At 67.6% G+C, this 24,977-nt stretch carries 27 protein-coding genes and 1 pseudogene; 19 read left to right on the forward strand and 9 right to left on the reverse strand.

Features of this window, described 5'->3' with window-relative positions:
• Positions 1-507: peptidoglycan L,D-endopeptidase MepK (locus CLN94_RS06160; RefSeq protein WP_281253527.1), on the forward strand; the 507-nt coding region annotated here is incomplete at its 5' end.
• Entirely contained in the window at positions 504-761 is a 258-nt protein-coding gene (locus CLN94_RS06165) for a hypothetical protein (protein ID WP_096432269.1), read from the forward strand. The genes CLN94_RS06160 and CLN94_RS06165, both read left to right, overlap by 4 nt.
• A gap of 178 nt (positions 762-939) precedes the next feature.
• Here CLN94_RS06165 and CLN94_RS06175 read toward each other — a convergent pair whose 3' ends face one another.
• Entirely contained in the window at positions 940-2,298 is a 1,359-nt protein-coding gene (locus CLN94_RS06175) for an ATP-binding protein (protein ID WP_096432273.1), read from the reverse strand.
• Positions 2,295-2,954 carry a response regulator transcription factor gene (locus tag CLN94_RS06180; protein WP_096432275.1) on the reverse strand — a complete coding sequence of 220 codons (660 nt, stop codon included), beginning with the start codon at positions 2,952-2,954 and terminating at the stop codon, positions 2,295-2,297. The genes CLN94_RS06175 and CLN94_RS06180 overlap by 4 nt, the downstream gene beginning before the upstream one ends.
• 144 nt (positions 2,955-3,098) lie before the next feature.
• Here CLN94_RS06180 and CLN94_RS06185 point away from each other — a divergent pair, with 144 nt between their 5' ends.
• From CLN94_RS06185 to CLN94_RS06240, 12 genes and pseudogenes are all read left to right on the forward strand, one after another.
• Positions 3,099-3,422 carry a PepSY domain-containing protein gene (locus CLN94_RS06185; protein ID WP_096432277.1) on the forward strand — a complete coding sequence of 108 codons (324 nt, stop codon included), beginning with the start codon at positions 3,099-3,101 and terminating at the stop codon, positions 3,420-3,422.
• The gene (locus CLN94_RS06190; protein WP_245845128.1) at positions 3,415-4,086 is read left to right on the forward strand and encodes a cytochrome b/b6 domain-containing protein; all 672 of its coding nucleotides are present in this window, start codon (positions 3,415-3,417) and stop codon (positions 4,084-4,086) included. Before CLN94_RS06185 ends, CLN94_RS06190 begins: the two co-directional genes overlap by 8 nt.
• 185 nt (positions 4,087-4,271) lie before the next feature.
• Positions 4,272-4,652 (forward strand): hypothetical protein, encoded by a 381-nt coding sequence (locus CLN94_RS06195; protein WP_096432281.1) that lies wholly within the window; start codon positions 4,272-4,274, stop codon positions 4,650-4,652.
• Positions 4,653-4,690: 38 nt separating this feature from the next.
• Positions 4,691-5,161 carry a DUF2271 domain-containing protein gene (locus CLN94_RS06200; protein WP_096432283.1) on the forward strand — a complete coding sequence of 157 codons (471 nt, stop codon included), beginning with the start codon at positions 4,691-4,693 and terminating at the stop codon, positions 5,159-5,161.
• An 11-nt stretch (positions 5,162-5,172) separates the two neighbouring features.
• A complete protein-coding gene (locus CLN94_RS06205; RefSeq protein WP_096432286.1) occupies positions 5,173-7,380 on the forward strand; it encodes a PepSY domain-containing protein in 2,208 nt (735 codons plus the stop codon).
• A complete protein-coding gene (locus tag CLN94_RS06210) occupies positions 7,361-8,341 on the forward strand; it encodes an FAD:protein FMN transferase (RefSeq protein ID WP_096432287.1) in 981 nt (326 codons plus the stop codon). Before CLN94_RS06205 ends, CLN94_RS06210 begins: the two co-directional genes overlap by 20 nt.
• 5 nt (positions 8,342-8,346) lie before the next feature.
• Positions 8,347-10,254, forward strand: coding sequence for a heavy metal translocating P-type ATPase (locus tag CLN94_RS06215; RefSeq protein ID WP_096432289.1), 1,908 nt, complete (start codon positions 8,347-8,349; stop codon positions 10,252-10,254).
• Positions 10,251-10,952: a VIT1/CCC1 transporter family protein gene (locus CLN94_RS06220; RefSeq protein ID WP_096432291.1), complete on the forward strand. Its 702-nt coding sequence runs from the start codon at positions 10,251-10,253 to the stop codon at positions 10,950-10,952. The genes CLN94_RS06215 and CLN94_RS06220 overlap by 4 nt, the downstream gene beginning before the upstream one ends.
• A gap of 277 nt (positions 10,953-11,229) precedes the next feature.
• Positions 11,230-11,382: pseudogene (locus CLN94_RS06225) on the forward strand (integrase core domain-containing protein); the annotation flags it as partial.
• 117 nt (positions 11,383-11,499) lie between these two features.
• Positions 11,500-12,081 (forward strand): VOC family protein, encoded by a 582-nt coding sequence (locus CLN94_RS06230; RefSeq protein WP_096432787.1) that lies wholly within the window; start codon positions 11,500-11,502, stop codon positions 12,079-12,081.
• Positions 12,082-12,570: 489 nt separating this feature from the next.
• Positions 12,571-13,314: a GTP cyclohydrolase I gene (gene folE / locus CLN94_RS06235; RefSeq protein WP_096432293.1), complete on the forward strand. Its 744-nt coding sequence runs from the start codon at positions 12,571-12,573 to the stop codon at positions 13,312-13,314.
• 26 nt (positions 13,315-13,340) lie between these two features.
• Entirely contained in the window at positions 13,341-13,745 is a 405-nt protein-coding gene (locus CLN94_RS06240; protein WP_096432295.1) for a DUF2177 family protein, read from the forward strand.
• An 8-nt stretch (positions 13,746-13,753) separates the two neighbouring features.
• On the opposite strand, the gene CLN94_RS06245 is transcribed toward CLN94_RS06240, so the two are convergent.
• Genes CLN94_RS06245 through CLN94_RS06255 form a run of 3 tightly spaced genes read right to left on the reverse strand, consistent with a single transcriptional unit; the run spans position 13,754 to position 15,680 of the window.
• Positions 13,754-14,488 (reverse strand): SDR family NAD(P)-dependent oxidoreductase, encoded by a 735-nt coding sequence (locus tag CLN94_RS06245; RefSeq protein ID WP_245845130.1) that lies wholly within the window; start codon positions 14,486-14,488, stop codon positions 13,754-13,756.
• The gene (locus tag CLN94_RS06250; RefSeq protein WP_096432299.1) at positions 14,488-15,132 is read right to left on the reverse strand and encodes a ChrR family anti-sigma-E factor; all 645 of its coding nucleotides are present in this window, start codon (positions 15,130-15,132) and stop codon (positions 14,488-14,490) included. Before CLN94_RS06250 ends, CLN94_RS06245 begins: the two co-directional genes overlap by 1 nt.
• Positions 15,129-15,680, reverse strand: coding sequence for a sigma-70 family RNA polymerase sigma factor (locus CLN94_RS06255; RefSeq protein ID WP_245845131.1), 552 nt, complete (start codon positions 15,678-15,680; stop codon positions 15,129-15,131). The genes CLN94_RS06250 and CLN94_RS06255 overlap by 4 nt, the downstream gene beginning before the upstream one ends.
• A 226-nt stretch (positions 15,681-15,906) precedes the next feature.
• Here CLN94_RS06255 and CLN94_RS06260 point away from each other — a divergent pair, with 226 nt between their 5' ends.
• From CLN94_RS06260 to CLN94_RS06280, 5 genes are all read left to right on the forward strand, one after another.
• Positions 15,907-17,190 (forward strand): NAD(P)/FAD-dependent oxidoreductase, encoded by a 1,284-nt coding sequence (locus CLN94_RS06260; protein ID WP_096432303.1) that lies wholly within the window; start codon positions 15,907-15,909, stop codon positions 17,188-17,190.
• Positions 17,187-17,966 (forward strand): DUF1365 domain-containing protein, encoded by a 780-nt coding sequence (locus tag CLN94_RS06265; protein ID WP_096432305.1) that lies wholly within the window; start codon positions 17,187-17,189, stop codon positions 17,964-17,966. Before CLN94_RS06260 ends, CLN94_RS06265 begins: the two co-directional genes overlap by 4 nt.
• Positions 17,963-19,123 carry an SAM-dependent methyltransferase gene (locus tag CLN94_RS06270; RefSeq protein ID WP_096432307.1) on the forward strand — a complete coding sequence of 387 codons (1,161 nt, stop codon included), beginning with the start codon at positions 17,963-17,965 and terminating at the stop codon, positions 19,121-19,123. The genes CLN94_RS06265 and CLN94_RS06270 overlap by 4 nt, the downstream gene beginning before the upstream one ends.
• Before the next feature lie 59 nt (positions 19,124-19,182).
• Positions 19,183-19,896, forward strand: coding sequence for a hypothetical protein (locus CLN94_RS06275; protein ID WP_096432309.1), 714 nt, complete (start codon positions 19,183-19,185; stop codon positions 19,894-19,896).
• Positions 19,897-20,124: 228 nt separating this feature from the next.
• Entirely contained in the window at positions 20,125-20,787 is a 663-nt protein-coding gene (locus CLN94_RS06280) for an SDR family NAD(P)-dependent oxidoreductase (protein ID WP_096432789.1), read from the forward strand.
• A 126-nt stretch (positions 20,788-20,913) separates the two neighbouring features.
• Here CLN94_RS06280 and CLN94_RS06285 read toward each other — a convergent pair whose 3' ends face one another.
• The 4 genes from CLN94_RS06285 to CLN94_RS06300 all read right to left on the reverse strand — a co-directional run bounded on the left by CLN94_RS06285 (position 20,914) and on the right by CLN94_RS06300 (position 24,970).
• Positions 20,914-23,064, reverse strand: coding sequence for a cyclic nucleotide-binding domain-containing protein (locus CLN94_RS06285; protein ID WP_179300249.1), 2,151 nt, complete (start codon positions 23,062-23,064; stop codon positions 20,914-20,916).
• A gap of 351 nt (positions 23,065-23,415) precedes the next feature.
• On the reverse strand, positions 23,416-23,850 hold the full coding sequence (locus tag CLN94_RS06290; RefSeq protein ID WP_096432313.1) for a c-type cytochrome: 435 nt from the start codon (positions 23,848-23,850) through the stop codon (positions 23,416-23,418).
• 89 nt (positions 23,851-23,939) lie between these two features.
• Complete coding sequence (locus CLN94_RS06295) at positions 23,940-24,269, reverse strand: hypothetical protein (RefSeq protein WP_096432316.1); 330 nt, start codon at positions 24,267-24,269, stop codon at positions 23,940-23,942.
• Positions 24,270-24,376: 107 nt separating this feature from the next.
• Positions 24,377-24,970, reverse strand: a complete 594-nt coding sequence (locus CLN94_RS06300; protein WP_179300250.1) for a PqiC family protein — start codon at positions 24,968-24,970, stop codon at positions 24,377-24,379.
• Between the last annotated feature and the right edge of the window lie 7 nt (positions 24,971-24,977).

Consider the following 24,977-nt stretch of genomic DNA (forward strand, 5'->3'; position numbering starts at 1 on the left):
GCGCAGCGTTGTAGTCGGACCAGTTCGTCGTGCGATAGCGGGCGGGCTTGGGCTTGCTCATACCACGCGTCTAACTGCATGGATTCGCGATGTGAATCCTTCGCAGCCAGAGTTCTGCAACAATGCCCCGCGGCACTGGAAGTCGGGTTCCTCGGCTTCGGCTTCTATCCGCGTTCGGGGTTCATCCATGTCGATCTTGGCCCCGCGCGTAAGTGGGGCGAGCGGTTCCCGGGCCGGGCGACGGCATTTGCAGCGGAGACGCCACCCGCGCGCGAGGTGCTGGCTGACAGCCGCACCATGAAGGGTGGAGGCGCGGCCGGAGTGGCGACACTGGGTGCTGCGGGCGTTGAGGTCGCGCAGAGCGTGTTGGCCGAGACCCAGACCGCTATCCTGCCACTCGTGCCGTATCTCGACACTCTGCGCTGGGTGTTCATCGCCGTCGCGCTCGGGGGCATCGCGGTCACGATCTACGCCCGACTCGACGACTGGCGCCGGGGGCGGCGGTGATCGGTGGGCTCCTCGCCGCGCTCGCCGGATCGGCATGGATGCGCACGGGGCTCCGCTACGGCGTCATCGCACTCGCGATCCTGCTGTTCCTGCTTTCCCTGCGTCGCTCCGGCGAGCGCGCCGGCCGACTGACCGAGCAGCTCGAAACCATGGAGAAAACCTATGACGCCCAAAAGCGAATGCTCGAGGCAGCGGCGCGCCGTCCTCGTTCTCGCGACGATCTGGCTGAGCGGCTGCGCGACGGTCGGTTCTGACGGTAGCGGGCCAGGGGCGTGTCCGCCGGTCGTCGAGTACAGTAGGAAGTTCCAGGCGCGAGCGGCAGGGGAGCTGGACCTCCTGCCGGAGGGCTCGGCGATCGCGGAGATGATGAGCGACTACGCGGTGTTGCGGGAACAGGCGCGGGTGTGCTGATCCTCCGGCACTTGTCGCGGATTACGCGTCGCGCCCGGCGCCGAACCCGGGGCTATCGGTCGGCAAAATGAGTGATGCCTCGAAACCGGAAGATGCACCAGGCCGCGGCGATCTCAGAACGAGAGAGCTTCCGATCCGGTTCGCGATGGCCGCGACGATGGCTAGGCCAAGCCCGCTGCCATCGGTGCTTGCGTTCGCCCGTTCAAAGCGTGCCGTCAGGCGGTCGAGCATCTCGCGCGCCACGACGGGACCATCGTTCGCGACAACAAGGCGGCCGTTCGCAGTCAGCGTCACCTCGACAGCCAAATCTCCGGCTCCGTGACGGAGAGCGTTTTCCACGAGGTTCCGGCACAGGATGGCGAAGGCATCGGGGTCAATGTCCGACATGACAGCTGCGTCGGGTAGGTTCAGCGCGATGCGCCCCGGCGCGTCCGCGCGTGCGATGTCGTCCACCACGATTCGCGCGACAGTGCGCAGATCCGCGCTGCGGTCGATCCGCAGGCGCCCGCCTTCCGCCCGCGCCAGCTGTAGGAGGCGTTCCGACAGCCGGGTGAGGCGCTTGAGCGTCGCTTCGATCTCCGCCGCGCGCGCCCCAGTGGCGGGATCGCGGGTCTCGGACCGGAGCCGCTGCGCCTGCGCGATGGCGCCCGCGAGCGGTGTCCTGAGCTCGTGCGCGGCGTTGGCGGCGAAACTGCGCTCGGCCTCGAAGGCCTCTCGCAAGCGGGCCAGAAGGCCGTTGAGCGTCTCGGCCAGCGGACCGATCTCGCTCGGCAGCCCCTCGGCGGGAACCTCCGACAGGTCGCGGGTGCCGCGCGCCTCGAGGCGTGCGCGGAACCGGCGCAGCGGGTCGAGGCTGAAACGGACGGCGAGAATGACCGCCGTCAGCGCGACCGGCAGGACGATCAGCAGCGGCAGGCCGAGGCCCATCTGGATCTCACGCGCGACCGACGCGCGATGGGCCAGCGGCTCGGCCACGGTGATCCGGATCGTGTCCTGAAGCGCTGCGTCGCTGTAGAACCGGTGGGTGGCGGTCTGCCGGAACCCGGGTCCGTCCCAGGGCGGGAATACCGCCGCATCGGCCGCGTGGGATTGCAGCAGGATACGCCCCTCGGCATCCCGCACGAGGTAGGTGAAGAACTCGTCGTGCTCCCGGATGGGCGCGAGCCGCTGCGTCACGCCCTGATCTTCCCGCCCGACGATATCGGTTACCGCAAGCGGCAGGATCCGTTCCGCAGTCTCTCGCAGGGCGCTGTCGAAGACCTCGTCCAGCTCGCCCCTGACGATGACGGCCGTCACCGTCGCCGCGACCAGCCACAACACCGTCAGCGCCAGGCCGAGCGACAGGCCGAGTCGGCCCTGAAGGCTGGCCGGCCATCTCATGGACGGCCCAGCCTGTAGCCCATGCCGCGCTCGGTCTCGATGACCGAAGCCCCGAGCTTCTTGCGCAGGCGGCTCACATGGACCTCGATGGTGTTGCTCTCCACCTCCGCGTCGAAGGCGTAGAGCTTCTCCTCCAGCTGCGCCTTGGACAGAAGCTGACCGGGGCGCGCGAGAAAGGCTTCGAACAGCGCCCATTCCCTTGCGGTCAGTTGCACCGGCTTGCCGTCGCGGTGAACGCTGCGGGTGGCGAGATCGATTTCCAGCGGCCCGTGGGTGACGATGGGGTTCGGGTTGCCGCTGTAGCGTCGAGCGACAGACCCGATCCGCGCGGACAACTCAGCGAGATCGAAGGGCTTCACGAGATAGTCGTCGGCGCCCGCGTTCAGCCCCTCGATCCGATCCGACACCTGGTCGAGCGCGGTCAGGATGATGACCGGGGTCACGTCTCCGCGCGCGCGCAGACCCTTCAGGAAGCCGATCCCGCGACCGTCCGGCAGCATCAGGTCGAGCAGGATCAGGTCGTAGGATGCGGATTTCACAGCGTCGCCGGCCGCATCGAGGCGCATCACCCAATCGACCGATTGCCCATCGGCCGCGATCTGGTCGCGCACCGCCGCCCCTAGCACCGTGTCGTCCTCGATCAGCAGGATGCGCATGCTTGTCCCCGTCCTCTTCCGATGACCCTCCATGATCCGTCTGGCTGACACGAAGCTGAAGCGGGTGGTCGCGTCCCTTCAGGCTGCCGTCAGCTTCGCCGCGCATGAATTTCGTCAAGATGGCCGCAGCGAGGAGTTTGGCCCATGAAGAAGACATTGACAATTCTCGGCTTTCTCGCGGTCTTTCCCGCCGGTGTCGCGCTGGCGGATGACGACTGCTTCGTGCCGATGGCCGACTGGCAGCCGCGCGACGCCGTCGCCCGGCTGGCCGAGGAGAACGGCTGGACGGTGCGCCGGATCAAGATCGACGACGGCTGCTACGAGATCGACGGTCGGGACGCCGAGGGGCGCCGGATCGAGGTGACCGTTCATCCGGCGACGCTGCAGGTGATCGAGTTCGAATACGAGGACGACGACGAGGACGACGATCGCCCCCGCCGTGAGCGCGAAGGAGGCGACGATGACTGATGCAATCTCACACCAGGCGCCAGAGATGAACACGGCGCCGAGCAGTAAGGTCCGCGTCTGGGATCCTCTGGTCCGGGTTTTCCATTGGGGTCTGGTCGCAGCCTTCGCGACCGCATGGCTGACAGCGGACGAGCTGCAACCTGTCCACGAGGTTGCCGGCTACACCGTCGCCGGACTTGTGGCCTTCCGGCTGGTCTGGGGACTCGTCGGCAGTCGCTACGCGCGCTTCGCCCAGTTCCTGAAAGGCCCCGGCGAGACGCTGGCCTATCTCGGGGACATGACCCGCGGACGCGAGCGGCGCTACCTCGGCCACAACCCGGCGGGCGCCGCGATGATCGTGGCGCTGCTGGTCACGCTGTCCGGGACGGCTTTCACCGGCTGGCTCATGGAGGATGAGGCCCGTCTGGCGATGCTTCCGTCCATGCCCGCAATCGTGGCACCCGCATGGGCCGACGACGACGGCGACGAGCGGGAATACGGCGCGCGCGGCGAGATCGAAGGACCGCTGAAGGAGGTCCACGAGACGCTTGCCAACCTGATGCTGCTGCTCGCCGCGCTGCATGTGGGCGGTGTCGTGCTGGCCTCCTTCCGGCACCACGAGAACCTGGCGCGCGCCATGGTGACGGGCGACAAGCGCGGCCCCGGTCCCGCCGACATCGCCTGACAGAACCCATACCCAAGGCCGACCGTCCCTTCGGCCCCGCCTGGCCTCGCCCTCACGGGCGGGGCATTTTTCGTTCGTCGCCGCTCTTTTCCTGACGCCAAGCTGAAGCGGGAATCGCCGACGCGTCAGGAAGCCCTCAGGTCGGATCTCCAGATTGTCTCCAGCAGACAAAAGGAGACCCTGCCATGAAGAAGACCCTGACACTTCTGGTCGCGTCCACGGCGCTGACCGCCGCGATCGGCGTCCCCGCCTCGAGCGCGATGCAAGCCCCGTCCGACTCCCTTCGGCCTGTCGCTGCGCTCTTCGACGACGCCCCGGAAACCATGCCGCTCGTTCTCGCAAGCGACGATGACGACGACGACGATGACGATCGCTGGCGGGGCGGTTCGCGTCGCGGCAACGACGACGATGACGATGACGATGACGACGATGATGACTGCGACGACGATGATGACGACGACGATTGCCGCGGTGGCGCTCGCAATCCCGCGCCCGCCGGCACGGTCGCCCCTCCCCAGAACGGCCTCTTCGGCAACGGTGCGCCGCCGCAGGTTCAGGTGAACTGAACCGCTCCGAAGCCCCTCTCCGAACAAGGATCATCCCGATGAAATCGCTTCTCGCCACGCTCGCGCTCACCACCGCGCTGACGCTTCCCGGCTTGGCCGCGGCACGGCCGGTGACGCTCACGACGACCCTCAACAATTACGGCGGCGACGGGGCCTATCTCGCGCTCTACGTCACCGACTCCTCGGGCGCCTATGTCGGCAGTCTCTGGATGGCTGGCGGCAAGTCCAAGTACTACGAGCATCTCAGCGACTGGTACCGCGCCACCGGCGGCGACACCGCGCAGGTGAACGGCATCACCGGCGCCAGCGTCGGCGCGGGCCGCACGCTCGAGATCACGCTCGACCTGGCCGACGCGCTCTTCGACGCGGGCTACACGCTCCACATCGACGCGGCCGTCGAGGACATGCGCGACAGCCCGAACGAGGTGGCCGTCCCGCTCACGACCGATGGCGCCGGCACGCCGGTGCAGGGCCGCCGCTACATCGCCAGCTTCGCCTACGACATGTGAGGAGCGGGGCCATGATCCGTGCACTCCATCGCTGGCCGGGTCTTCTGGCCCTTGCGCTCGTCACCATCCTGAGTCTGAGCGGCGCGGCGCTGTCGGTCTTCCCAGCGGCCGAACGGCTTGCCGCACCGCAGGCGGAAGCCGGACTGACCGTCGCCGCTCTCGCGGACCGCATCCAGGCCGTCTATCCGGGCGTCGAGCAGATCCGCCGATCACCCTCGGGCCGGATCACCGCCTACTGGTTCGACCAGGGCGCGCCGGGCGCTGCCGTGATTGACCCGGTGACCGGTGAGGGCGTGGCCTCGGCCGACCCGAACCAGGCCGAACGCTGGCTCACCAACCTGCACCGGTCGCTGTTCCTCGGGGACGGCGGGCGCATCGCCATGGCTGCAGGGGCTGCCGCGATGCTGATCCTCTCGCTCTCCGGTGCGGCGCTGGTCGCGCGGCGGGCGGGCGGCTGGCGGCACTGGTTCGCGCGCTTGCGTGGTCCGCTCGCGGGCAGACTGCACGTCGAGATCGCCCGGATCGCCGTCGTCGGCCTCGTTCTGTCCTCCACGACCGCCCTCTGGATGACGGCGTCTACCTTCGATCTCCTGCCGGATGGGGGCGCCATATCGGCCGCCCCGACCGAAGTCAGTGGAGAGACGGGGTCCGCGCTGGACCAGATACCCACGCTGCAGCAGACGCCCGTCGCCGAGTTGCGCGAGCTGAGCTTTCCCTATTCCGGCGACGCGACGGACGTCTTCACGCTCAAGACCGACCGGGGCACTGGATATCTCGATCAGGGCAACGGGGCGCTCCTCGCCTGGGCAGACCTGACGGGATGGGAGCGCGTCTCGGAGACCATCTACATGCTGCACACCGGACAGGGTGCGGCGACGCTCGGCCTCGTGCTCGGGCTCATGGCGCTCGGCGTACCCGCAATGGGCGCGACCGGCGTGCTGGTCTGGCTTGTTGGGCGACGCGGTCGGCCGCGCATCCGGGGCAACCAGTCCGCGGGGCACGCCGAGACGGTCCTGCTTGTCGGGAGCGAGGGCGGCAGCACCTGGGGCTTTGCCGCGACGCTTCACGCCGCGCTGACGCAAGCCGGGCAGAGTGTCCATGTCGGCCCCATGTCGGGCTTCGCTCCGGAGCGCTACGCTGCGGCCCAGCGGATCATCCTGCTCGCCGCGACCTATGGCGACGGCGCGGCGCCCGCCTCGGCGAAGGGCTTTCTCGACCGGCTGAACGCTTCCGACCGGGCGCCGGACATTTCTCTGGCGGTGCTCGGCTTCGGCGACCGCAGCTTTCCGGCCTATTGCGCCTTCGCCAGGGACGTCGCGGCAGCGGCGCACGCGAAGGGTTGGCCCGAGCTTCTGCCGCTCGACACAATCGACCGGCAATCGCCGCAGGATTTCGCGCGCTGGGGCCGGGCGCTCGGAGACGCTCTCGGGATCGAACTCGAACTGTCGCACCGGCCTGTCCAGCCGCAAACGACCACGCTGACCCTCGTCTCGCGCCGCGACTACGGCGCCGAGGTGCAGGCCCCGACAGCGATCCTCCACTTCGCGCTTCCCCGAGTTGCGCTCCGGCAACGGCTACTGGGGAGCGGGTTCGCCCGGTTCCAGGCCGGCGACCTGATCGGTATTGTGCCCGAGGGCGGGACCGTCCCGCGGCTCTACTCGCTTGCCTCCGGACGCCGCGACGGCTTCATCGAGATCGTAGTCAAGAAGCACCCCGGCGGCCTCTGCTCGGGTCAGCTCACGGCGCTGGAGCCGGGGGACACGGTGAGCGCTTTCCTGCGCCCCAACCCCGGTTTCCGTCCGGGGCGGAGCCGTGCGCCGCTGATCCTGATCGGCGCTGGGACCGGCATCGGGCCGCTCGCGGGCTTTGTACGCGGCAACACGCGCGGCAGGCCCGTCCACCTGTTCTTCGGCATGCGCCATCCCGAAAGTGACTTCTTCTACGGCGAGGAGTTCCCCGGATGGCAGGACGAGGGGCGTCTGACACGGCTGGTCACGGCCGTCTCGCGCGGGGCGCGTCCCCATTACGTCCAGGACGCGCTGCGCGGCGAGGCCACTCAGGTCGCGGAGCTCATCCGAAATGGGGCGCGCGTGATGGTTTGCGGCGGGCGGGACATGGCCGCCTGCGTGGCCGAGGCGCTGGCCGAGATCCTCGCACCAGCCGGGCTGACGCCGGCGGTCCTGAAGGTGGAGGGGCGGTATGTCGAAGATGTCTACTGAGCGCGCGCGGATCGCCCTGAACGGACCGACCATGGGCACGCGCTGGTCGGCGCTGTTCTTCGCGGAGCCGGACTTCGACCCGGCCCCGATCCGCGCGGCGCTGCAGGCGGCCGTGGAAGAGGTGGACGGACAGATGTCGACCTGGAACGCGGGCAGCGACCTGATGCGGCTCAACGCGGCGCCGGTGGGAGAATGGGTGGCGGTGCCCGCGCACCTCGCTGCGGTCCTGCGCCGCGGCCTCGAGATCGGGCGCGCCTCGGGCGGTGCGTTCGACATCGGCATGGGCGATGCGGTGACGGCCTGGGGCTTCGGGCCCGGGGACGCCGCGCCGGATGGCATCCGCGCCGCGATGACCGCCTCACGCCGCCCGGCACATGAGGCGCTGGAGATGGACGACGCCCGCGTGCGCAAGGCCGCGCCAATCGCGCTCGACCTCAACGGCATCGCCAAAGGCTATGGCGTCGACCGGCTCGCCGAGACCCTGCGCGATCATGGGATTTCAGATGGACTCGTCGGGATCGATGGCGAGATGCGTGCCATGGGTTTCCGGCCGGATGGCGAGACCTGGACCATCGCGGTCGAGGCGCCGGACGCCGAGCGCCGGACGCCGCATTCGATCCTCGCGCTGCAGGATGCCGCCGTCGCCACCTCGGGCGACTACCGTCACTGGGTCGAGGTACAGGGGCGCCGCCTGTCGCACACGATGGACCCGAGGCGGGGCGCGCCGCTGATCGCGTCGCCGGCCTCCGTCACCGTCGTGGCTCGAACCTGTGCCGAAGCTGATGCGTGGGCGACGGCCCTCATGGTGCTTGGGCCGGACAAAGGCGCGACGCTCGCAAGACGAAGCGGGCTCGACGCCCTGTTCCTCTTGCGCGATGATACTGCCAGCGCACGGGGCGTGGGAGTCGGACGACTATTTTCCGAAGAGCCAGCGGCAATCGCCTCAGCCGAGGGGAGATAGGCCGCATGGAGACGACACGGACTGATCGCTTCAAGACCGCTATCCTGCTCATTGCCGCGACCGGCCTGATTGCGGGACTTGTCTTCTACTTTTCCGGACGCCCCGAAGCAGCGAACCTGATCTGGATCGCCGGCGTCGTTCCAGCGCTCGCCGCGCTTGTGGTCGAAATCCTGCGCAGCCTGCGCTCCGGCGAGGTGGGCCTCGATATCGTCGCAGCGCTGTCGATGTCGGCGGCGCTCGTCTTCGGTGAGACCCTCGCCGCGGCGGTGGTCGCGGTGATGTATTCCGGCGGCACATTCCTCGAAGCCTTCGCCGAAGGCCGCGCCCGGCGCGAGATGCACGACCTCCTCTCCCGCGTGCCGCGGACCGCGACCCGGCACCGCAACGGCGGGCTGGAGGAGATCCCGCTCGACCACATCGCGCCCGGCGACCGCCTCCTGATCCGTCAGGGCGACGTGGTGCCGGTGGACGGCACGGTGGCCTCGGAGACGGCCTTCGTCGACACCTCCGCGCTGACGGGCGAGTCCCTGCCAGTGCGCCTCGCCCACGGCGCCGAAGCCATGAGCGGCTCCACAAACGCAGGCGAGGCGTTCGATCTGACGGCGACGAAAGAAGCCAAGGACAGCACTTATGCCGGGATCGTCCGGCTGGTCGAGGAGGCGCAGGCCTCGAAGGCGCCGATGTCGCGGCTGGCCGACCGTTGGTCGCTGGGGTTTCTGGCGGTCACGGTCAGCATTGCCTTCGCTGCATGGTGGTTCACCGGCGACCCGATCCGGGCCGTCGCCGTGCTCGTCGTCGCCACGCCCTGTCCGCTGATCCTGGCCGTGCCTGTGGCGCTGGTGGCCGGGCTGTCGCGTGCCGCGCATTTCGGGGTGCTGATCAAGGGCGCGGGACCGCTCGAGACGATGGCGCGCATCCGAACGCTGATCCTCGACAAGACCGGCACGCTGACGGACGGCCGGCCGCAGATCGTCTCGATCGATAGCCACGACGGGATGGCGGAGGACGACATACTGCGCCTCGCTGCAGCGCTCGACCAGGCGTCCAAGCACCCCGTGGCGCAGGCCATCGTTGCGGCCGCGAAGGCGCGCGGCTTCACGCTGCCGGTTCCGTCGGACGTGGCTGAGATCCCGGGTGAAGGCGTCGTGGGCCATGTCGAGGGCCGGAAGGTCATCGTCGGCGGCGATGCCTTCGTCGCCTCCCGCGTCGGACGGAGGCCCGGCGATCATTCGGCCATTGCCGCCGGGTCGGTCCTCGTCGCGGTCGCGGTCGACGGGCGCATGGCGGGGCATCTCGTGATGTCCGATCCCCTGCGCGACGGCGCGGGCGCCATGCTCGACGGGCTGCGCCGCGAGGGGATCGCGCGAATCCTGCTCGCCACCGGCGACCGCGCTGACGTGGCCGAGCGCGTGACCGAGGGGCTTGGCCTCGACGGGCTGCGCGCCGGGCTCACGCCCGACCAGAAGGTTCTGCTGGTTCTCTCCGAGCGCAAGCGCGGGCCCGTGATGATGGTTGGCGATGGCGTCAACGACGCGCCGGCGCTCGCGGCGGCCGATGTGGGTGTCGCGATGGGCGCACGCGGGGCCGCTGCATCGGCGGAGGCGGCAGACGTCGTGCTGTTGGTCGACCGTATCGACCGGCTCGGGCCGGGGATCGAGATCGCGCGCGGCGCGCGCCGCATCGCTGTCGAAAGCGTTGTCGCCGGGATCGGGCTGTCGGTCATGGGCATGATCGCGGCGGCTTTCGGCTATCTCACTCCGGTGCAGGGTGCGCTCCTGCAGGAGGTCATCGACGTTGCAGTTATCCTGAACGCCCTCCGTGCGTTGCGCATCGCGCCCCATGAACCCACCACTCCGAAACCAAAGGCTGTCTCCTCCGGGCAGGACGACATCGCGCAAGGAGCCACGCCATGAGCCGCCTCTCGCATTCCGAAATCCACATGGTGCATCGCATCGGCTGGCTGCGGGCCGCCGTTCTCGGCGCCAACGACGGGCTCGTCTCGACCGCGAGCCTCGTGGTCGGCGTCGCCGCGGCAGGATCGGGAAAGCCGGAGGTCCTGATCGCGGGGCTGGCTGGCCTCGTGGCCGGTGCGATGTCCATGGCGGCAGGAGAATACGTCTCGGTCAGTTCCCAGACTGATGCGGAACAAGCCGATCTTGCCCGCGAGACCCGCGAGTTGGCGGAAACGCCTGAGGCGGAGCTCGAGGAGCTCACCCGGATCTACGTAGACCGGGGGCTGGATCGCGACCTAGCGGAAAAGGTGGCCCACCAGCTGACCGAACGCGACGCGCTCGGATCGCATGCCCGCGACGAACTCGGCATCTCCGAGACCGTGACCGCGCATCCGATCCAGGCTGCCCTAGTGTCGGCGGCGACCTTCGCCGTCGGGGCGGTCATCCCTCTTATCATTGCGGGGCTCGTACCTGCGGCTCAGATCACTCTCATCGTCGCGGTCACTACTCTGGTGGCGCTGTCGGTGCTGGGCGGGCTCGGCGCCTCAGCCGGAGGTGCCCGCATCGTCAAGGGAGCCATTCGTGTCACCTTCTGGGGCGCGCTTGCCATGGCCGCGACCGCAGCGGTGGGTATGATCTTTGGTGTTACTGTCGGCTAGGCGAGGTTGTGCGGAGTCTGTAGTGCAGTCGCCCGAAGGAGTGAATAAACTCAATAACTTAAAGTGGAGAAGGTTGGACGTCAGGCCCATCCCCTCCGCCACAATCCGCAAATTTCAAACCGATTAACGTGATGTTTGATCAGCAATTTTATGTTGCTGTCGAGGTGGCTGGTCTGAACCGTCCTCGTTTGCTGTGCATTTCGCTGAAGGCCTCGCGATTCCATCGGCTTAAACGAGTGCCATGACGTTAAGCTGGCGCTCAGGGACTGACGACACAAACCCACGCTGGTTCATGAGCCTTGCGGATGCACGCGAAAAGCTGGAGGATCGGCGCAGACACTACAACGAGGACAGACCCCACAGCGCAATCGGACACACCGTCCCGTTTGCCGTGCATTCTCCCGATGGCGTCACCAGTCCGTCATCCTGAGGCAGTCGGAAAACGGCTTCCGGAGGCCCATGATTGGGGAGCGGTGCAGGACAAGCTGCTCAGCGCAAGGTGGGCACATAGAGCCGGGGGGGCTGTAGAATGTCACAATCAAACGACATCAAGAAAATTCAAACGCAAGGCGTTCATCACATCACCATCATCGGGGCAGACCGTCAGACCTCTATTGATTTCTGGGAGGGCGTTCTGGGAATGCCGCTGATCTTCGATCAGCCGAACCTCGACAATCCGAATGAGGGGCATCTGTATTTCGACCCCGGTGATGGCCGACTGATCACCATCTTCACCAACGAAGAACGCAAGCCTGACAGCGCGCCGGTGCCAGAGGCGACCGGCTCTTTGCACCACCTCGCACTCAATGTCAGTCAGGCCACCTTCTGGCAGGTGGCCGAGCGTCTCGACGCCCGCGGTGTGAAACATTCCGGACCGGTGGACCGCGGTTTCATGGATTCAATCTATTTCCGCGATCCGCTGGGCCTGCGGCTTGAGCTTGCAAGTTACAGGTTCGTCCCGCCCGAAGGCTGCCGCCATGCTGATGTGATGATCGAGGCCCACAAGATCCGCCTGGCGCGTGGCGATCATCATATCGATCGCGAGCATTTGGCAGATGCAATCGAGTTGCTGGTCGCGTGTCGGCAAAACTCTCTGTCGGAAGACCGATCCCCGCGCAGGTCCTATTGAATGCCTGGATGACGTTGTGCCGCATGGTGTCCTTTTAAGGGGCTGAAAATAGGGGGATCTTCTTGTTAGGCTCCCTTTGCCGCCACGGAACGCTGACGGTTTTTCGCGCGAAAGCGTCCGATCTCTTGCATAGGTCGTTTCGGTCTATGGGGCATCGGTGCGGACCGGGCTGCGCCTCCGGTCATTCGCGCATTCCACCCATTTCCATCGCGCGCGCAGCCGCTCTTGCCGGGTGGCCAGAGCATTCTGCGGCGCGAAGCCCGTGCCGACGGGGCAGCGACTGCGTCGAATTCGGCTGCCGGCAGCCCGACGAGTGATCCGATCCGGTGCGCCGTGCGTAACTAACCCAATGGCGCGCGAAAAGGCGCCTTCGACGCAGCCGATGCCGCTTGGGCCATGTTCGAGCGGCGCGCAGACAGACAGGGGCTGCGGCCCGGACAATGCGAGACACTGGCGCGGCCAGACCCGCCCAACGGATGGAGAGACACGATGCTGGACCGTTCCCTGACCGACCCCGCCCCCCGCGACGCCGCCCCCCGCGACGCCGCCGAAGTGGCCTCGGTGTCCGAGCGCATCCGCGCGCGTCTGATCGAAAGCGGGCAGCGCTTTCACGCCAATGACAATATCTCGGCGGTCCTGCGCGAGGGCGAACTGGAGGCGCTGCGCGGCGAGGTGGCGGAGCGGATGCAAGCGGTGCTGAGCGCGCTGGTGATCGATACGGCCGCCGACCACAACACCGCCGAGACCGCCAAGCGTGTCGCGCGGATGTTCGTGGATGAGGTCTTTGGCGGGCGCTATCGGCCTGCGCCCGAACTCACCACTTTTCCCAATGTCTCGCGGCTGAACGAGCTGATGATCATTGGTCCGATTGCCGTGCGCAGCGCCTGTTCGCACCATCTGTGCCCGATCATGGGCCGGGTCTGGATCGGCGTGCTGCCCAATGCCGGTTCCGAGCTGATCGGGCTGTCGAAATATGCCCGCCTGACCGATTGGATCATGTCGCGCCCGCAAATTCAGGAAGAGGCGGTGGTGATGCTGGCCGACGAACTCGAGGCGCGCATCCGCCCCGACGGCCTTGCGGTGGTGATGGAAGCCGAGCATTTCTGCATGCACTGGCGCGGGGTCAAGGACGACCAGTCCGTGATGACCAATTCGGTGATGCGCGGCGCATTTCAGACCAATGCGGATCTGCGGCGTGAATTCCTGAGCCTGCGCCGTACCGCGCGCGACTGATCCGACCTTCGCAACGGAGAGACCCGATGCTGCACTACGCCCCGCTTTACCTGATCACGGCTGCCGCCTTTCTTCTGACCGATATCGTCGGCATCCGCCTGCTGATCCGCCCGGTGTTTGAGCGTCATGTCGGACATCTGCTGGCCGATCCGATGCGGCTGGCACCGGCGGCGGTGTTCTATCTGGCCTATGTCGCGGGGGTTCTCTGGTTCGTCTCTATCCCGGCACTCAAGGCAGGCGCGCCGATGCAGGCGCTTGTGGGCGGCATGGTGCTCGGGCTGTTGTGCTACGGCACCTACGAGATGACGAATTACGCAACCCTTCGCGACTGGTCGGTGCAGCAGGTGGTGATCGACGGTCTGTGGGGCATTGCGCTGACGGGCTTTGCGGCCTGGGCAGGCGTTGCCGCGCTCAGCGGCAAGCTTGCCTGATCCGCGCGTCAGCCCAGCCGTCGTAACAAGGGCAACGACAGGGCGTAGGGCAGAAGCCGCAGCAGCTTGATGGCCAGCGTGAAGCGGCGGGGGAAGTGAATCTCGAAGCCGCGCCGCGCCATCCCCCTTAACACTGCTTCTGCCGCCTCCTCGGCGGTCACGATCGCAGGCATGGCAAAGCGGTTCTTCGCGGTCAGGCGCGTGGCGACAAAGCCCGGGCAGACCAGGCGCACATCGACCCGGGGGGCCAGTTCGACGGCAAGGGTTTCGGCGAGGTTGTTGATCGCGGCTTTGGTCGCGGAATAGGGCTGGCCGCCCGGCAGACCGATATATCCCGCGACCGAGCCAAAGAGCACAAGCTGACCCCCATCGCGGATCAGCGGCGGGCAGAGGCGTGCGACGTCGAGCGTCCCCAAAAGATTGACCCGCACCATCGCCTCGACGCGGGCCGGGTCCAGATCGCCGACCCTGCCGGGATCATAGAGCGCCGCGGTGCAGATGATCGCGTCGAAGGGCGCCGAGGCCCTCAGCCGATCGCAAAGCGCGGCCAGGTCGCCTGTCTGCGCCAGATCGAGCGGGGCGACCTCGGCCCCGCCGCACTCGGCCGCAAGCGCGTTCAGGGCCGCGTCGTCGCGTGCCGAGAGCACGAGCTTCGCCCCGCGCGCCGCAAGCGCACGCGACAAGGCCGCGCCGATCCCTGCGCTCGCCCCGATGATCCAGACCCGCTGTGCCGACCCGGCCATCATATCCGGAAGATCGGCTGCAACAGGCTGGGCAGCATCGCATGGAAACGCAATGGCGCGTCAGTCGCGGCCAGACAGATACAGGGTTCGCCGGGGCCAGCGACCGGCTGGTGGTCGATGTCGTCATGCGCCGTCTCGACATCGCCGCGCCGGAACGCGCCTTCGCTGTCGGCGAAGCTGCCCTGAAGCACCAGCGTCAGTTCGAGCCCGCGATGCCCGTGTTCGGGCACCGCCTTGCCCGGCGGAATGTAGAGAAGCCGCAGGGATCCCTCGCGATCGGCCGACAGGATCTGCTGGCGGATGCCGCCGCCCAGCATGCGCCAGCGTGGCGGGCGCCCACCGAGCTCGGCCATGACCGGGGCGGGAAACACGCCCGAGCCGCGCGGCGCGGGCGGTGGGGGCGGGGCCTCAAGCGCGGCCATGATCCGGTCCCGCGCGCCGCTGCTGATCGCGGCCGTGCCAGCACCGGCCAGCAGCGCCCCCCCGATCATGTCGCGCGCCTCGTGCCGGGCGCGGCACTCGTCGCAGAGCGAAATATGCGCTGCCACCACCACCGAGAAGGCATGTGGCAGCGTCCCGGTGCGATACGCGTCGAGAAGGTCGTCGGAGATGTGATGCTGGATGTCTGTCTGTCTGTTTGTCATGGGGCGATGCTCCTCAGCTCGTGTCTGAGGCGGTCGAGGCCGAGGCGGATGCGGGATTTGATGGTGCCGAGCGGCAGGCCGGTCATCTCGCTGATGCGGCTGTGAGGGATTTCGTCGAAATAGGCCGCGCGCAGGGCCTCGGCCTGTTCGGGGGTAAGACGCGCGAGGGCGGCCGCAAGGTGCTCGGCCTCCTGTTGCAAGGCCAGAACCTGTCCGGCATCGGGTTCGACACTGGGCAGTTCGGGCATCTCTTCGGGCTGCGAAAGCGGCTTGCGGCGCGCGAGGTCGATCCGGCGGTTGCGGGCGATGCCATAGATCCAGCCCGCGGCATCCGCACGGTGCGGATCGAACTGGGCGGCCTTGTGCCAGACGGCGAGCATGACGTCCTGCACCACGTCCTCGGCGCTGCCATCGCGCAAGCCGCTGCGCAGCAGCTGGGCTTTCAGGCGCGGCGCGAAATAGTCGAAAAGCCGCCCGAAGGCCTCGCGATCGCGCAGGTCGCGCACCGCGATCAGGTCACGGCTAAGATCCGAAAGCTCTTTCGTCACCGACGGCTCCACACTGACAGCTGCGCGCTGCGCACACCCGGGCCGGGGCGGGGGCACGGGCTCCGCCACGGTATGAGGCTTGGATCTGACAGGCGCTAAGTCGGTTTGCATAAGAAGACTACGCGCCGCCAGCCTCTGCGGATCATTTCACGACAAATATTTTTTGGCAAAGTGATCTGCGGCCGCATGTCCTGCGTAATGAAGGGAAAGCACTGAGGAAAACTCCATGCCCTTCGACCTGACAAAAGGCGCCCCCCAACGCATCGCCGTCATTGGCGGCGGTATTTCGGGCCTCGCATCGGCCTGGCTACTCGCCCGCGACCATCATGTGACAGTGTTTGAGGCCGAGCCCCGCCTTGGAGGGCACGCCCGCACCGTCGTGGCCGGGCGCCATGGGGATCAGCCTGTCGATACCGGCTTCATCGTCTTCAACTATGCCAATTATCCGCATCTGACCGGGCTCTTCCGCGATCTCGACGTGCCGGTGATCCGCAGCGACATGAGTTTTGGCGTTTCGCTGAACGGCGGGCGGATGGAATACGCGCTGCGATCGGCCAACTCGCTGTTCGGGCAGCGCCGCAACATTGTCGATCCGCGCTTTTACGGAATGATCCGCGATATCCTGCGGTTCAATGCCGGGGCCGAGGCGGCGGTCGCGGCCGCGCCGGACCTGACGATCGGAGAGCTGGTGGCGCAGATGCGCCTTGGGGGGCGGTTCCGCGACGCCTATCTCTTTCCGTTCTGCGGCGCGATCTGGTCGACCCCGGATCGGGGCATATCGGACTTCCCGGCGCTCGCGCTCGTGCGGTTCATGCGCAATCACGGCCTCATGTCGAAGGGCCAGCATCATCAGTGGTGGACCGTCGAGGGCGGCTCGATTTCCTATGTCTCACGGCTGCGTACGGCGCTCAGTCAGGCCGGGGTCACGCTGCGCACCGGCGCGCCGGTGCGGGCCGTCAGTCGCAACGATGCGGGCGTGCTGATCCGTGCAGAGGGTGGCACGCCCGAGCCGTTCGATCATGTGATCCTCGCCACCCATCCCGATCAGGCGCTGCGGATGTTGGGCGATGCCGATACCACCGAACGCTCGGCGCTCTCGGCCATCCGGTTTCAACCCAACCGCACCGTGCTCCATGCCGATCCGCGCGTGATGCCGCGCCGCCGCCAGTGCTGGAGCTCCTGGGTCAGCCGCGGCGATACCGGGTCCGGCGCGGTGGATGTCAGCTACTGGATGAACCGGCTGCAAAGCATCCCCGAGGATGACCCGCTTTTCGTCAGCCTGAACTCGACACAGCCGATCGACGAGCGGCTGATCTATGACGAGGTCGAGTTCCATCATCCGGTCTTCGATAGCGCGGCCCTTGCGGCGCAACAGCGGATAGCGGCGATGCAGGGCACGCGCAACACCTGGTTCGCCGGGGCATGGTTGCGCAACGGGTTCCATGAGGACGGCTTTGCCAGCGCCTGGCGGGTGGCGCGGCGCCTGCGGTTCGACCGGGTGCGGGCATGACGCTGGCGGAGCGACTGGCCAAGGGCGAGGTTCTGGCGCTGAGCGCCGAGATCACCCATGCCCGCCGGGGCACGCTGCGCCACAGCTTTCGCAGCCGGGCCGATCATGTGCTCTTGGCGCCGGAAACCGCGCGCCCGCCGCGGGGCCTGTCGCTCGACCGGTTCAATCTGCTGGCTCTGCACCGGCGCGATCATGGCGGCGCGCGCGGGGCGGGGCAGGGCGCCGACTGGGCCTGGGAGAAATTCGCGCAGGCGGGCCTGCCGCGCGGCCCCGGCCGGGTTCTGGCCTTGCTGACGCAACCGCGCTTTCTGGGCTATTGGTTCAACCCGGTCAGCTTCTGGATGCTGATCGAAGGCGACGCGCTGCGCGCGGTCATCGCCGAGGTCAACAATACCTTCGGCCAGCGCCACAGCTATCTGCTGGTGCGGCCCGACCTGGCCCCGATCACCCCCGACACCCGGCTGAGCGCGCGCAAGGTGTTCCATGTCTCGCCGTTTCAGGACATCTCCGGCGACTATCGTTTCCGATTCGCGCTGCGGCCCGACGGCCTTTCGATCCGGATTTCACAGATCGACGGCGAGGCCGGTGTCGATACCGCGATGACCGGCGCGCTCGCCCCCCTGACCACCCGAGCCATCCTTGGCGGCGCCTTGCGCCGGCCGGGCGGGGCGCTGCGGGTCATTTCCCAGATCTACTGGCATGCGCTGCGCCTGAAACTGAAGGGCGCCGCCTATCGTCCCTGTCCGCCCGCCCCACATGAGGAGATCAGCCGATGACCATCGCGACCCGTGCGCTTCAGACGCGCTTTTTCTCAGCCCTCGAAGGCATCGGAGAGGGGCGGCTGATCGTCACCACACCGGACGGTGCGCGCCTGAACTTCGGCTCGCAGGGGCCCGAAGCCGAGGTGCGCATCCGCGACTGGCGGTTGTTGCGGCGCCTGATGCTGCGCGGCGATGTCGGGCTGGCCGAGGGCTGGATCTCGGGCGACTGGCACAGCGATACGCTGGAGGGCGCGCTGTCGATCGCGATGCGCAATCAGGCGGGCCTCGCGCAGTGGTCCGAGCCCTCGCGGCTGCAAAGCTGGCGGATGCGGCTGATCGACCGGCTCTTGCGCGCCAACAGCCTGCGCGGCGCGTCGCGCAACATCCGCGCGCATTACGATGTGGGCAACGAATTCTACCAGCTCTGGCTCGATCGCGGCATGACCTATTCTTCGGCGATCTTCGCGGGCGATGACGATCTGGAACAGGCGCAGGCGCGCAAGAACGACCGTATCCTGTCGCAGCTTGCCCCCGGCGAAAGCCTGCTGGAGATCGGTTGCGGCTGGGGCGGGTTCGCCGAGGCCGCCTCCGAGCATGGCCACCGCGTCACCGGCATCACGCTTTCGCCCTCGCAGAAGGGTTATGCCGATGCCCGCCTGGACGGGCGCGCCGAGATCCGGCTTCAGGATTATCGCGCGGTGACGGGCCGCTTCGACAACCTCGTGTCGATCGAGATGGTCGAGGCGGTGGGCGAGCGCTACTGGCCGACCTATTTCGCGACCCTCAAGGCGCGGCTGGCCGAGGGCGGCCGCGCCGTGCTTCAGGCGATTACCGTGCCGGATGCCGAATTCTCGGTCTATCGGCAGCGCTCGGATTTCATCCGCCAGCACGTGTTCCCCGGTGGCATGCTGCCCTGTTCGGCCAGCATCTCGCATGCGGCGGCAGAGGCGGGGTTGCGGGTGCAGGACAGCTACGCCTTCGGTCAGGACTATGGCCGTACCTGCCGCATCTGGGCGCAGCGCATGATGGATGAGCGGACGCGGATTCACCGTCTGGGCTATGGCGAGGCGTTCCTGCGCAGCTGGCAATTCTATCTTGAAGGCTGTGCGGCGGCCTTTGCCACGGGACGCTGCGACGTCGTGCAGGTCACGCTTCGTCACGAGGGGGCGTGAGCCGCAGGATTGGGCGCCGGGAACCCAGCGGTTTCGGGCTGGAACAAGGGAAACTGAAGATGAATGACCGCATCGTGCGGCTCGCGATCCTGATCCTGGCGATAGGTTTTGCGGTTTCGCCGATCTTCTCGAACGGGTTTGGCGGCTTCTACCGGGAGAGCTTTCCCGTACAGGTGGCGCGCTGGCCAGCGCAGCCGGTGGGCTGGGCGTTTTCGATCTGGGGTCTGATATATCTGGCTCTGATCGCGACCGCCGCGCAGGCGGTGCTGCGGCCCGCGAGTACGTCCGGCTGGAGCCGCGCCGCGCTTCCGTTGGGGCTGAGCCTGTTCATCGGCCTGTTCTGGATCGAGGCGGCCATGCGCGCGCCGGTGTTGGCAACGGGGATGATCCTGCCGATGGCTGCGGGCGCGGTTGCGGCGATGTGGCGGGTGGGGCCGACGTGGCGTGAACATGCGGCGGTCGGGCTTTACGCGGGCTGGCTGACGGCGGCCTCCGGGGTGGCGGTGTCGGTGGTGCTTACGGGCTATGGCCTGCTTGCGCCCCGGATCGCGGCGATTGCGCTGATCGGCGTGGTTCTGGTTGTTGCGGTGGCGGTCGCGGCCCGGCGTCCGGCGATCTGGAGCTATCGCGCCGGGGTGATCTGGGCGCTGGTTGGGGTGATCGTCGCCAACCTTTCGGTGGGAGACTGGCTGATGGCGGGGATTTGCGCGCTGGGGGTCGTGATGATGAGTGTCGCACATCGCCTTGCCCCCGCCAGTTCGATGCGGGGCTAGGATGAGCGCCGTCGGCCATGTTCCGTCAAAGGGCCCAGACAGGGCCTCGGGCCTCTCGTCCGGATCATTTGACGGGCGAAGCAATGACGGTGGCATTCGTATGGTCTCCGTCATGCGAGGCCTCTGTCTTGGCCGAGGTGATCTCTGCGCCGATGATCCTGACGGCTCTTGCGGGCACCGCGCCGGGGCGCGCGCCGCGGCCTTTTCCCCGAGCATGGAGCGATGGCGATGAAGGCGCTGGTTCTGGGAGCGAGCGGCGGGATCGGCGGCGCATTGACACGAGAGCTGCGCGCGCGCGGGGCGGATGTGATCGGCCTTTCGCGGCGCCACGACGGGCTCGACCTGACCGACGAGGCCAGCGTCGCGCGGGCCGCTGCGGGTCTTCAGGGAGATTTCGATCTGATCGTGAACGCAACCGGAGCCTTGCAGATCGGCGCGGATCGCCCGGAAAAGACGCTCAACGCCGTGACCGCGCAGGCCATGGCGGCGCAATTCGCGCTGAACGCCACCGGGGTCGCGCTGGCACTGCGCTATTTCTCACCGGTGCTGCAGCGGTCTGGGCGGGCGGTGTTTGCCTCGCTCTCGGCGCGGGTCGGCTCGATCGGAGACAACCGGCTGGGCGGCTGGATCAGCTATCGTGCCGCCAAGGCCGCGCAGAACCAGATCATCCGCACCGCCGCGATCGAGATTGCCCGCAAGCGTCCCGAGGCCGTTGTTGTGGCACTGCACCCCGGCACAGTCGCGACGAGCCTGAGCGCCCCCTATGCCGCCAATCACCCGATGATCTCGGCGCAACACGCGGCGCGGGCGCTGCTTTCGGTGATTGATGGCCTGACCCCCGCTGACACCGGCACCTTCTGGGACTGGAAAGGCACGCGGGTGGAGTGGTGACGGCGCGGCGCAAATCGCGCTGGCCGCCAAGATCCGGGCAGGGGCCTGCCAGCGGGCTTTGTCTTGGCGGGGCCGCAAGGTCTCGCGGCTGCCCCGGACGCCGAAACGATCGCCCGTCCGCCCGCGTCACTGGCTGTAAAGCTGGGCGGTGGTTCGACTGAGCCTTGCGGCCATTCGCTTTCCGAGGATCGACAGAAGCTCGGCGGCCATGTCGGGGCGTTCGCGGCGCAGGGTGTCAAGCGCCGCCTGGGGCACGCGCCGCACGACCGCATCCGTCCGGGCGCGCACCGTGGCGCTGCGGCCAGCGCCGGTAAACACCGCCATCTCGCCGACAATCGCGCCCGGCAGGTAGCTGGCGATCTGCACGTCCCGGCCCGCGCGCCCCGCAGTCAGCGCCACGAGGCGACCGGTTTCCACACAGACAAAACCGTCGGGCGCATCGCCCGCCCGGAACACGTCGGTGCCCGCCGCGAGATCCGTGGTCGGAAAGCTCACCCCCGGCACGTCCCGCTCGATCCGGTCGAGCAGCGTCCCGATGGTTTCGTCCGGGCGGTCGCCGGGCTGGACCTCGCCCAGCATCAGATCCTCGACCCAGGTGAGGGCTTCGTTGAGCGTGGCGAAGCTGTGATCCGCGATGTCTTCGCCGCCCAACTCCTGTTCGCGCGTCAAGGCCTCTGGCAGAGCCGTGACGATCAGTTTGGCGCCATTTTCGCGGATCGAGCGGGCGAGGCGCACCACCATCAGCGTGGCGGATACCTCGGTGCCGAGGACGCGCCGGAAATCGAGGATCACATGGCGAATCCCGACCTCGCTTTGCTCAAGGTCCTGGCGCACCTCCTTGTACATCCGCGTGACGGTGCCGAAGAACAGGTAGCCTTGCAGCTCGTAGATCAGCGTCGCCTTGCCGGTCTGGTCGAGGATCTTTTCGGCCTCGGCGGAGCGTTCCGTGGTCGAGCGCTTGATCTCGCCGGTGCTGCGGCTGCGGAAGATCGGCAGGCGCGAATAGCTGATGGTGAAATTCAGCGCCGCCAGAGCGACCCCGACAATCACCGCCAGCAGAAGGCTGTGTAGCAGGGTAATCGCGACAATCACCACGATGGTGATGATATCGCCAGAGGTCAGGCGTGGCAGCTCCGAGACGAACCAGCGCTGGAGCAGGCCGAAGCCGAGGTAGGAAAGCAGGAAAACGATAAGCGCAGCAGGCACATAGGCCAGATAGGGCACGCCGAAGGCGCCGATTGCCACGGCTGTGAGCCCCGCCGTGATCGGCAGGAGGCGCCCGGCATTGGGCGCCAGCTCGCGCGACAGAAACGACAGCGTTGCCGATTGATAGGCGACGATCCCGCCAGTCATCCCGGCCAGAAGGTTCGACAGGCCGGCGCGGCGCACCTCTGCATCGAGGTCGACGGTGCGCCGGCTCGACAGCTCGGCCGCCGACAGGTTCAGCAGCATGCCCAACAGCGACAGCACGGCGACGACGAGAAGGTTGGGAACCTCGCGCAGGAAGACGGCGAGGGGAAAGGCCTCGAACAAATCAAGGCTCGGCAGGCTGATCCGGGTGCCCAGCGGCACCTGGCTTTGCAGGAACATCCCGCTGTGCAGCGCCGCAGGGAGCCCGCCGTCCGAGAAGGCGCCGACCAGATAGGTGACCCCTGCCACCGCCGCCGCCGCCAGCGGCACCGAAATCTCGATGCCGCGATAGGCGCGCAAGACGACGATCGCCCCGGCCAGGAGCGTCGGCAGGCTCCAGCGCGCGAGCGTCTCGGGGGCGAGAAGTTCGGCCCAGCCCGGATGGCGCGGCAGCACGAGCCCGGCCGCATTGATCAGCAGCAAGACGCCCGTCGCGGTCAGAAACCCGCTGACCACCGGAAACGGCACGTTTTTCACGAAGCGCGCGCTTTGCGTCCAGCCGACAATCAGCATTACAAGCCCGGTCGCGGCCGTGGCCAGCATCACCGCCGCCAGGATCAGCGCGGTGATCTGTGCCTCGGAGAGCGCGGGCTCGCTTGCGGCATAGCGCGCGGCGATCCCGGCCAGCGTTACCACGACGATACTCTGTGCCTGCCAGATCATGTTGCTCTTGTGCCAGGCGACGACCGCGATCACCGCCGCAACTGTCTGCCCGGAGAAATTGATCCAGAAGCCGATCGGAATCGCGCCCGGCGCGGCATGCGCGAAAATCAGGAACGAAAACGAGATTGCATAGAATGACACCAGCACCCCGGCAATCAGCCCGGCCAGAATGGTCTTCGGAATATGGGTGGCTCCGTCGCGCAATGGGGTCATCTACTTGGATAGCTTGGTGCAAAAGCGGGGATCGGGTGGGTCCCCCGTTGATTTAGGACAGCAGACCGTTTCTAGGTCAATATGCTGGTAAGGGATCGGGGTCTGGAAGGTGACCTCTGCCGCATGGCGCCCAAGGGCGTGTGGGGCGATCCGGTCTCGTGTGTCTGGCGCACATGCGGCGTCTCCGTTCGTGTCGCTCCATCGCATGGGCCCGTTTTCTGTCGTCTCTCATGCAATGCGAATGTGACCGGTCGGTGACAATCCGGGTCTGCGATGCGGGTTCTGCAAGGCTGCCCCGCCGCGCCAGCGCGGCAGGGGGCGGGGCAGTCGAGGGGCACGCCGTCAGTTGATCCCGTTGGCGCGCTGTAGTTCGCGCACATAGGTCACGAGATTGGCGACATCGCTGCGGGTCAGCCCGTCTTGCGGCGGCATGTCGCCGAAGCGCCAGTGATGGGCGCGTACGCCGTTCTGGACGGCTGCGAAAAAGGCCATGTCGCCGTGGTGCGAGGGCTCATAGATCTTGTGCACGAGCGGCGGGCCAAAGCCTGCGCGCCCGGTGGCGTTTTCGCCGTGACACTCCAAACAGGCCGCATCGAAGGCGCGCTTGCCCATGTCGGCTTGCGCCGAGAGCGTTGCGGGCAGGGTGATCGCCACCAGCGCCGCGCCCTCCGCGGGCGCTGCGGCCTGTGCCTGGGCTTTCGGATCTGGGCGCAGCGACAGCCAGGTGCCGCCGGCGAGGGCCACCGCCACGGCGGCCGAGAGAAGATAGGGTTTCATCAGATATCCAACTTGATCGGGCGCCCGGTTCGGGCGCGAAGAACGGGGTTCATGCCGGGGTGGCAGAACGCAGAACGGGTCGCGATCAGTCAGAGACGGGGAGGCGGCAGGTCGAGCTGTGGCTCATGCGCCAGGGGCTGCGGGCTTTCCAGCGGGCGCAGGTTCATCGCCATATCGGTCTGCGCGGGGGCAACTCCAGGCAGAACGGGCAGCGCGGCCGAGAGCATCTGCGCATGTGGGCAGGACATATCCTGCGCGGGCTGGCCTTTGTGATGGCTCTCGGGGCAGGCTATACAGTCGGCCATGTCATGGGCCTCCATCGCGCGGGCATGGACCATGGCCGCAGCCGGAGCCCCCAGCTGCGACAGGGCGGTCAGCAGGACCAGCCCGATCACGATGATCTGCAGAACGCGGCGCATTCGGCCTCCGGTTGCGGATGGCTGAGTTCTGCGCCTCGCCGCGGCCCCTGTCAAGAAAAGCGCCCCCGCAAGGGGCCCCGTTCACGCGATCGCGAAGGGGTGGTGCCTCAGTCCAGCGTCGCGATGCGGCGGGCAAGCTCGGCCACGGCCTGCGATTGCGCGCGCGCGATCTGTGCAGGCGTCGCCTGTGCGCCCTCGGTCCCCGCGATCGGCACGCGCACGTCAAAGCGGCGCACGATATCGCGCCCGCCCGCCAGCGCGTCGGGCCGGATGTAATAGGTGCCGCTCAACTGCATCTGGCCATCGGCGCGGGCAAGGAACTGCTCGATCCGCACCTCGATACGCCGTTGCGGCGCCTCACCGAGCGGCCAGGGCTCGGCGATCACGATTGCGCCGGACAGTTCCGAGATCTGCCGCGCCAAGGCCAGCGTCACCGCGCGCGGCGGGTCGTCGGCCCAGATATTCTCGGGCGACGAGCGCAGCGCGCCATCGGCGCTTTCATAGGCGATTTCCTGACCGGCGGCATATTGCGGCAAGGAGATTTCGCGCATCTCGGCGCTGCCCAGCCGGTTCGGCAGGCTTTGCGTCGCGGGCAGGGGTTCGATCCGGTAGCGCGCGGTCGCCTCGGGCGCCGAACAGGCCGCCAGCGCGAAGCCACCGATCAGGAGCGGCAGGGCAAGGCTCGGGAAGGGGCGTTTCATCGGCATC

Source organism: Pseudothioclava arenosa, assembly GCF_002358085.1.
Lineage (GTDB): Bacteria > Pseudomonadota > Alphaproteobacteria > Rhodobacterales > Rhodobacteraceae > Pseudothioclava > Pseudothioclava arenosa.

What these genes read in the sequence shown, in the direction of transcription:
- CLN94_RS06175 (WP_096432273.1), bottom strand. Translation starts at nt 2,298, where the DNA reads ATGAGATGGCCGGCCAGCCTTCAGGGCCGACTCGGCCTGTCGCTCGGC.
- CLN94_RS06180 (WP_096432275.1), bottom strand. Translation starts at nt 2,954, where the DNA reads ATGCGCATCCTGCTGATCGAGGACGACACGGTGCTAGGGGCGGCGGTG.
- CLN94_RS06185 (WP_096432277.1), top strand. Translation starts at nt 3,099, where the DNA reads ATGAAGAAGACATTGACAATTCTCGGCTTTCTCGCGGTCTTTCCCGCC.
- CLN94_RS06190 (WP_245845128.1), top strand. Translation starts at nt 3,415, where the DNA reads ATGACTGATGCAATCTCACACCAGGCGCCAGAGATGAACACGGCGCCG.
- CLN94_RS06195 (WP_096432281.1), top strand. Translation starts at nt 4,272, where the DNA reads ATGAAGAAGACCCTGACACTTCTGGTCGCGTCCACGGCGCTGACCGCC.
- CLN94_RS06200 (WP_096432283.1), top strand. Translation starts at nt 4,691, where the DNA reads ATGAAATCGCTTCTCGCCACGCTCGCGCTCACCACCGCGCTGACGCTT.
- CLN94_RS06205 (WP_096432286.1), top strand. Translation starts at nt 5,173, where the DNA reads ATGATCCGTGCACTCCATCGCTGGCCGGGTCTTCTGGCCCTTGCGCTC.
- CLN94_RS06210 (WP_096432287.1), top strand. Translation starts at nt 7,361, where the DNA reads ATGTCGAAGATGTCTACTGAGCGCGCGCGGATCGCCCTGAACGGACCG.
- CLN94_RS06215 (WP_096432289.1), top strand. Translation starts at nt 8,347, where the DNA reads ATGGAGACGACACGGACTGATCGCTTCAAGACCGCTATCCTGCTCATT.
- CLN94_RS06220 (WP_096432291.1), top strand. Translation starts at nt 10,251, where the DNA reads ATGAGCCGCCTCTCGCATTCCGAAATCCACATGGTGCATCGCATCGGC.
- folE (WP_096432293.1), top strand. Translation starts at nt 12,571, where the DNA reads ATGCTGGACCGTTCCCTGACCGACCCCGCCCCCCGCGACGCCGCCCCC.
- CLN94_RS06240 (WP_096432295.1), top strand. Translation starts at nt 13,341, where the DNA reads ATGCTGCACTACGCCCCGCTTTACCTGATCACGGCTGCCGCCTTTCTT.
- CLN94_RS06245 (WP_245845130.1), bottom strand. Translation starts at nt 14,488, where the DNA reads ATGGCCGGGTCGGCACAGCGGGTCTGGATCATCGGGGCGAGCGCAGGG.
- CLN94_RS06250 (WP_096432299.1), bottom strand. Translation starts at nt 15,132, where the DNA reads ATGACAAACAGACAGACAGACATCCAGCATCACATCTCCGACGACCTT.
- CLN94_RS06260 (WP_096432303.1), top strand. Translation starts at nt 15,907, where the DNA reads ATGCCCTTCGACCTGACAAAAGGCGCCCCCCAACGCATCGCCGTCATT.
- CLN94_RS06265 (WP_096432305.1), top strand. Translation starts at nt 17,187, where the DNA reads ATGACGCTGGCGGAGCGACTGGCCAAGGGCGAGGTTCTGGCGCTGAGC.
- CLN94_RS06270 (WP_096432307.1), top strand. Translation starts at nt 17,963, where the DNA reads ATGACCATCGCGACCCGTGCGCTTCAGACGCGCTTTTTCTCAGCCCTC.
- CLN94_RS06275 (WP_096432309.1), top strand. Translation starts at nt 19,183, where the DNA reads ATGAATGACCGCATCGTGCGGCTCGCGATCCTGATCCTGGCGATAGGT.
- CLN94_RS06280 (WP_096432789.1), top strand. Translation starts at nt 20,125, where the DNA reads ATGAAGGCGCTGGTTCTGGGAGCGAGCGGCGGGATCGGCGGCGCATTG.
- CLN94_RS06290 (WP_096432313.1), bottom strand. Translation starts at nt 23,850, where the DNA reads ATGAAACCCTATCTTCTCTCGGCCGCCGTGGCGGTGGCCCTCGCCGGC.
- CLN94_RS06295 (WP_096432316.1), bottom strand. Translation starts at nt 24,269, where the DNA reads ATGCGCCGCGTTCTGCAGATCATCGTGATCGGGCTGGTCCTGCTGACC.
- CLN94_RS06300 (WP_179300250.1), bottom strand. Translation starts at nt 24,970, where the DNA reads ATGAAACGCCCCTTCCCGAGCCTTGCCCTGCCGCTCCTGATCGGTGGC.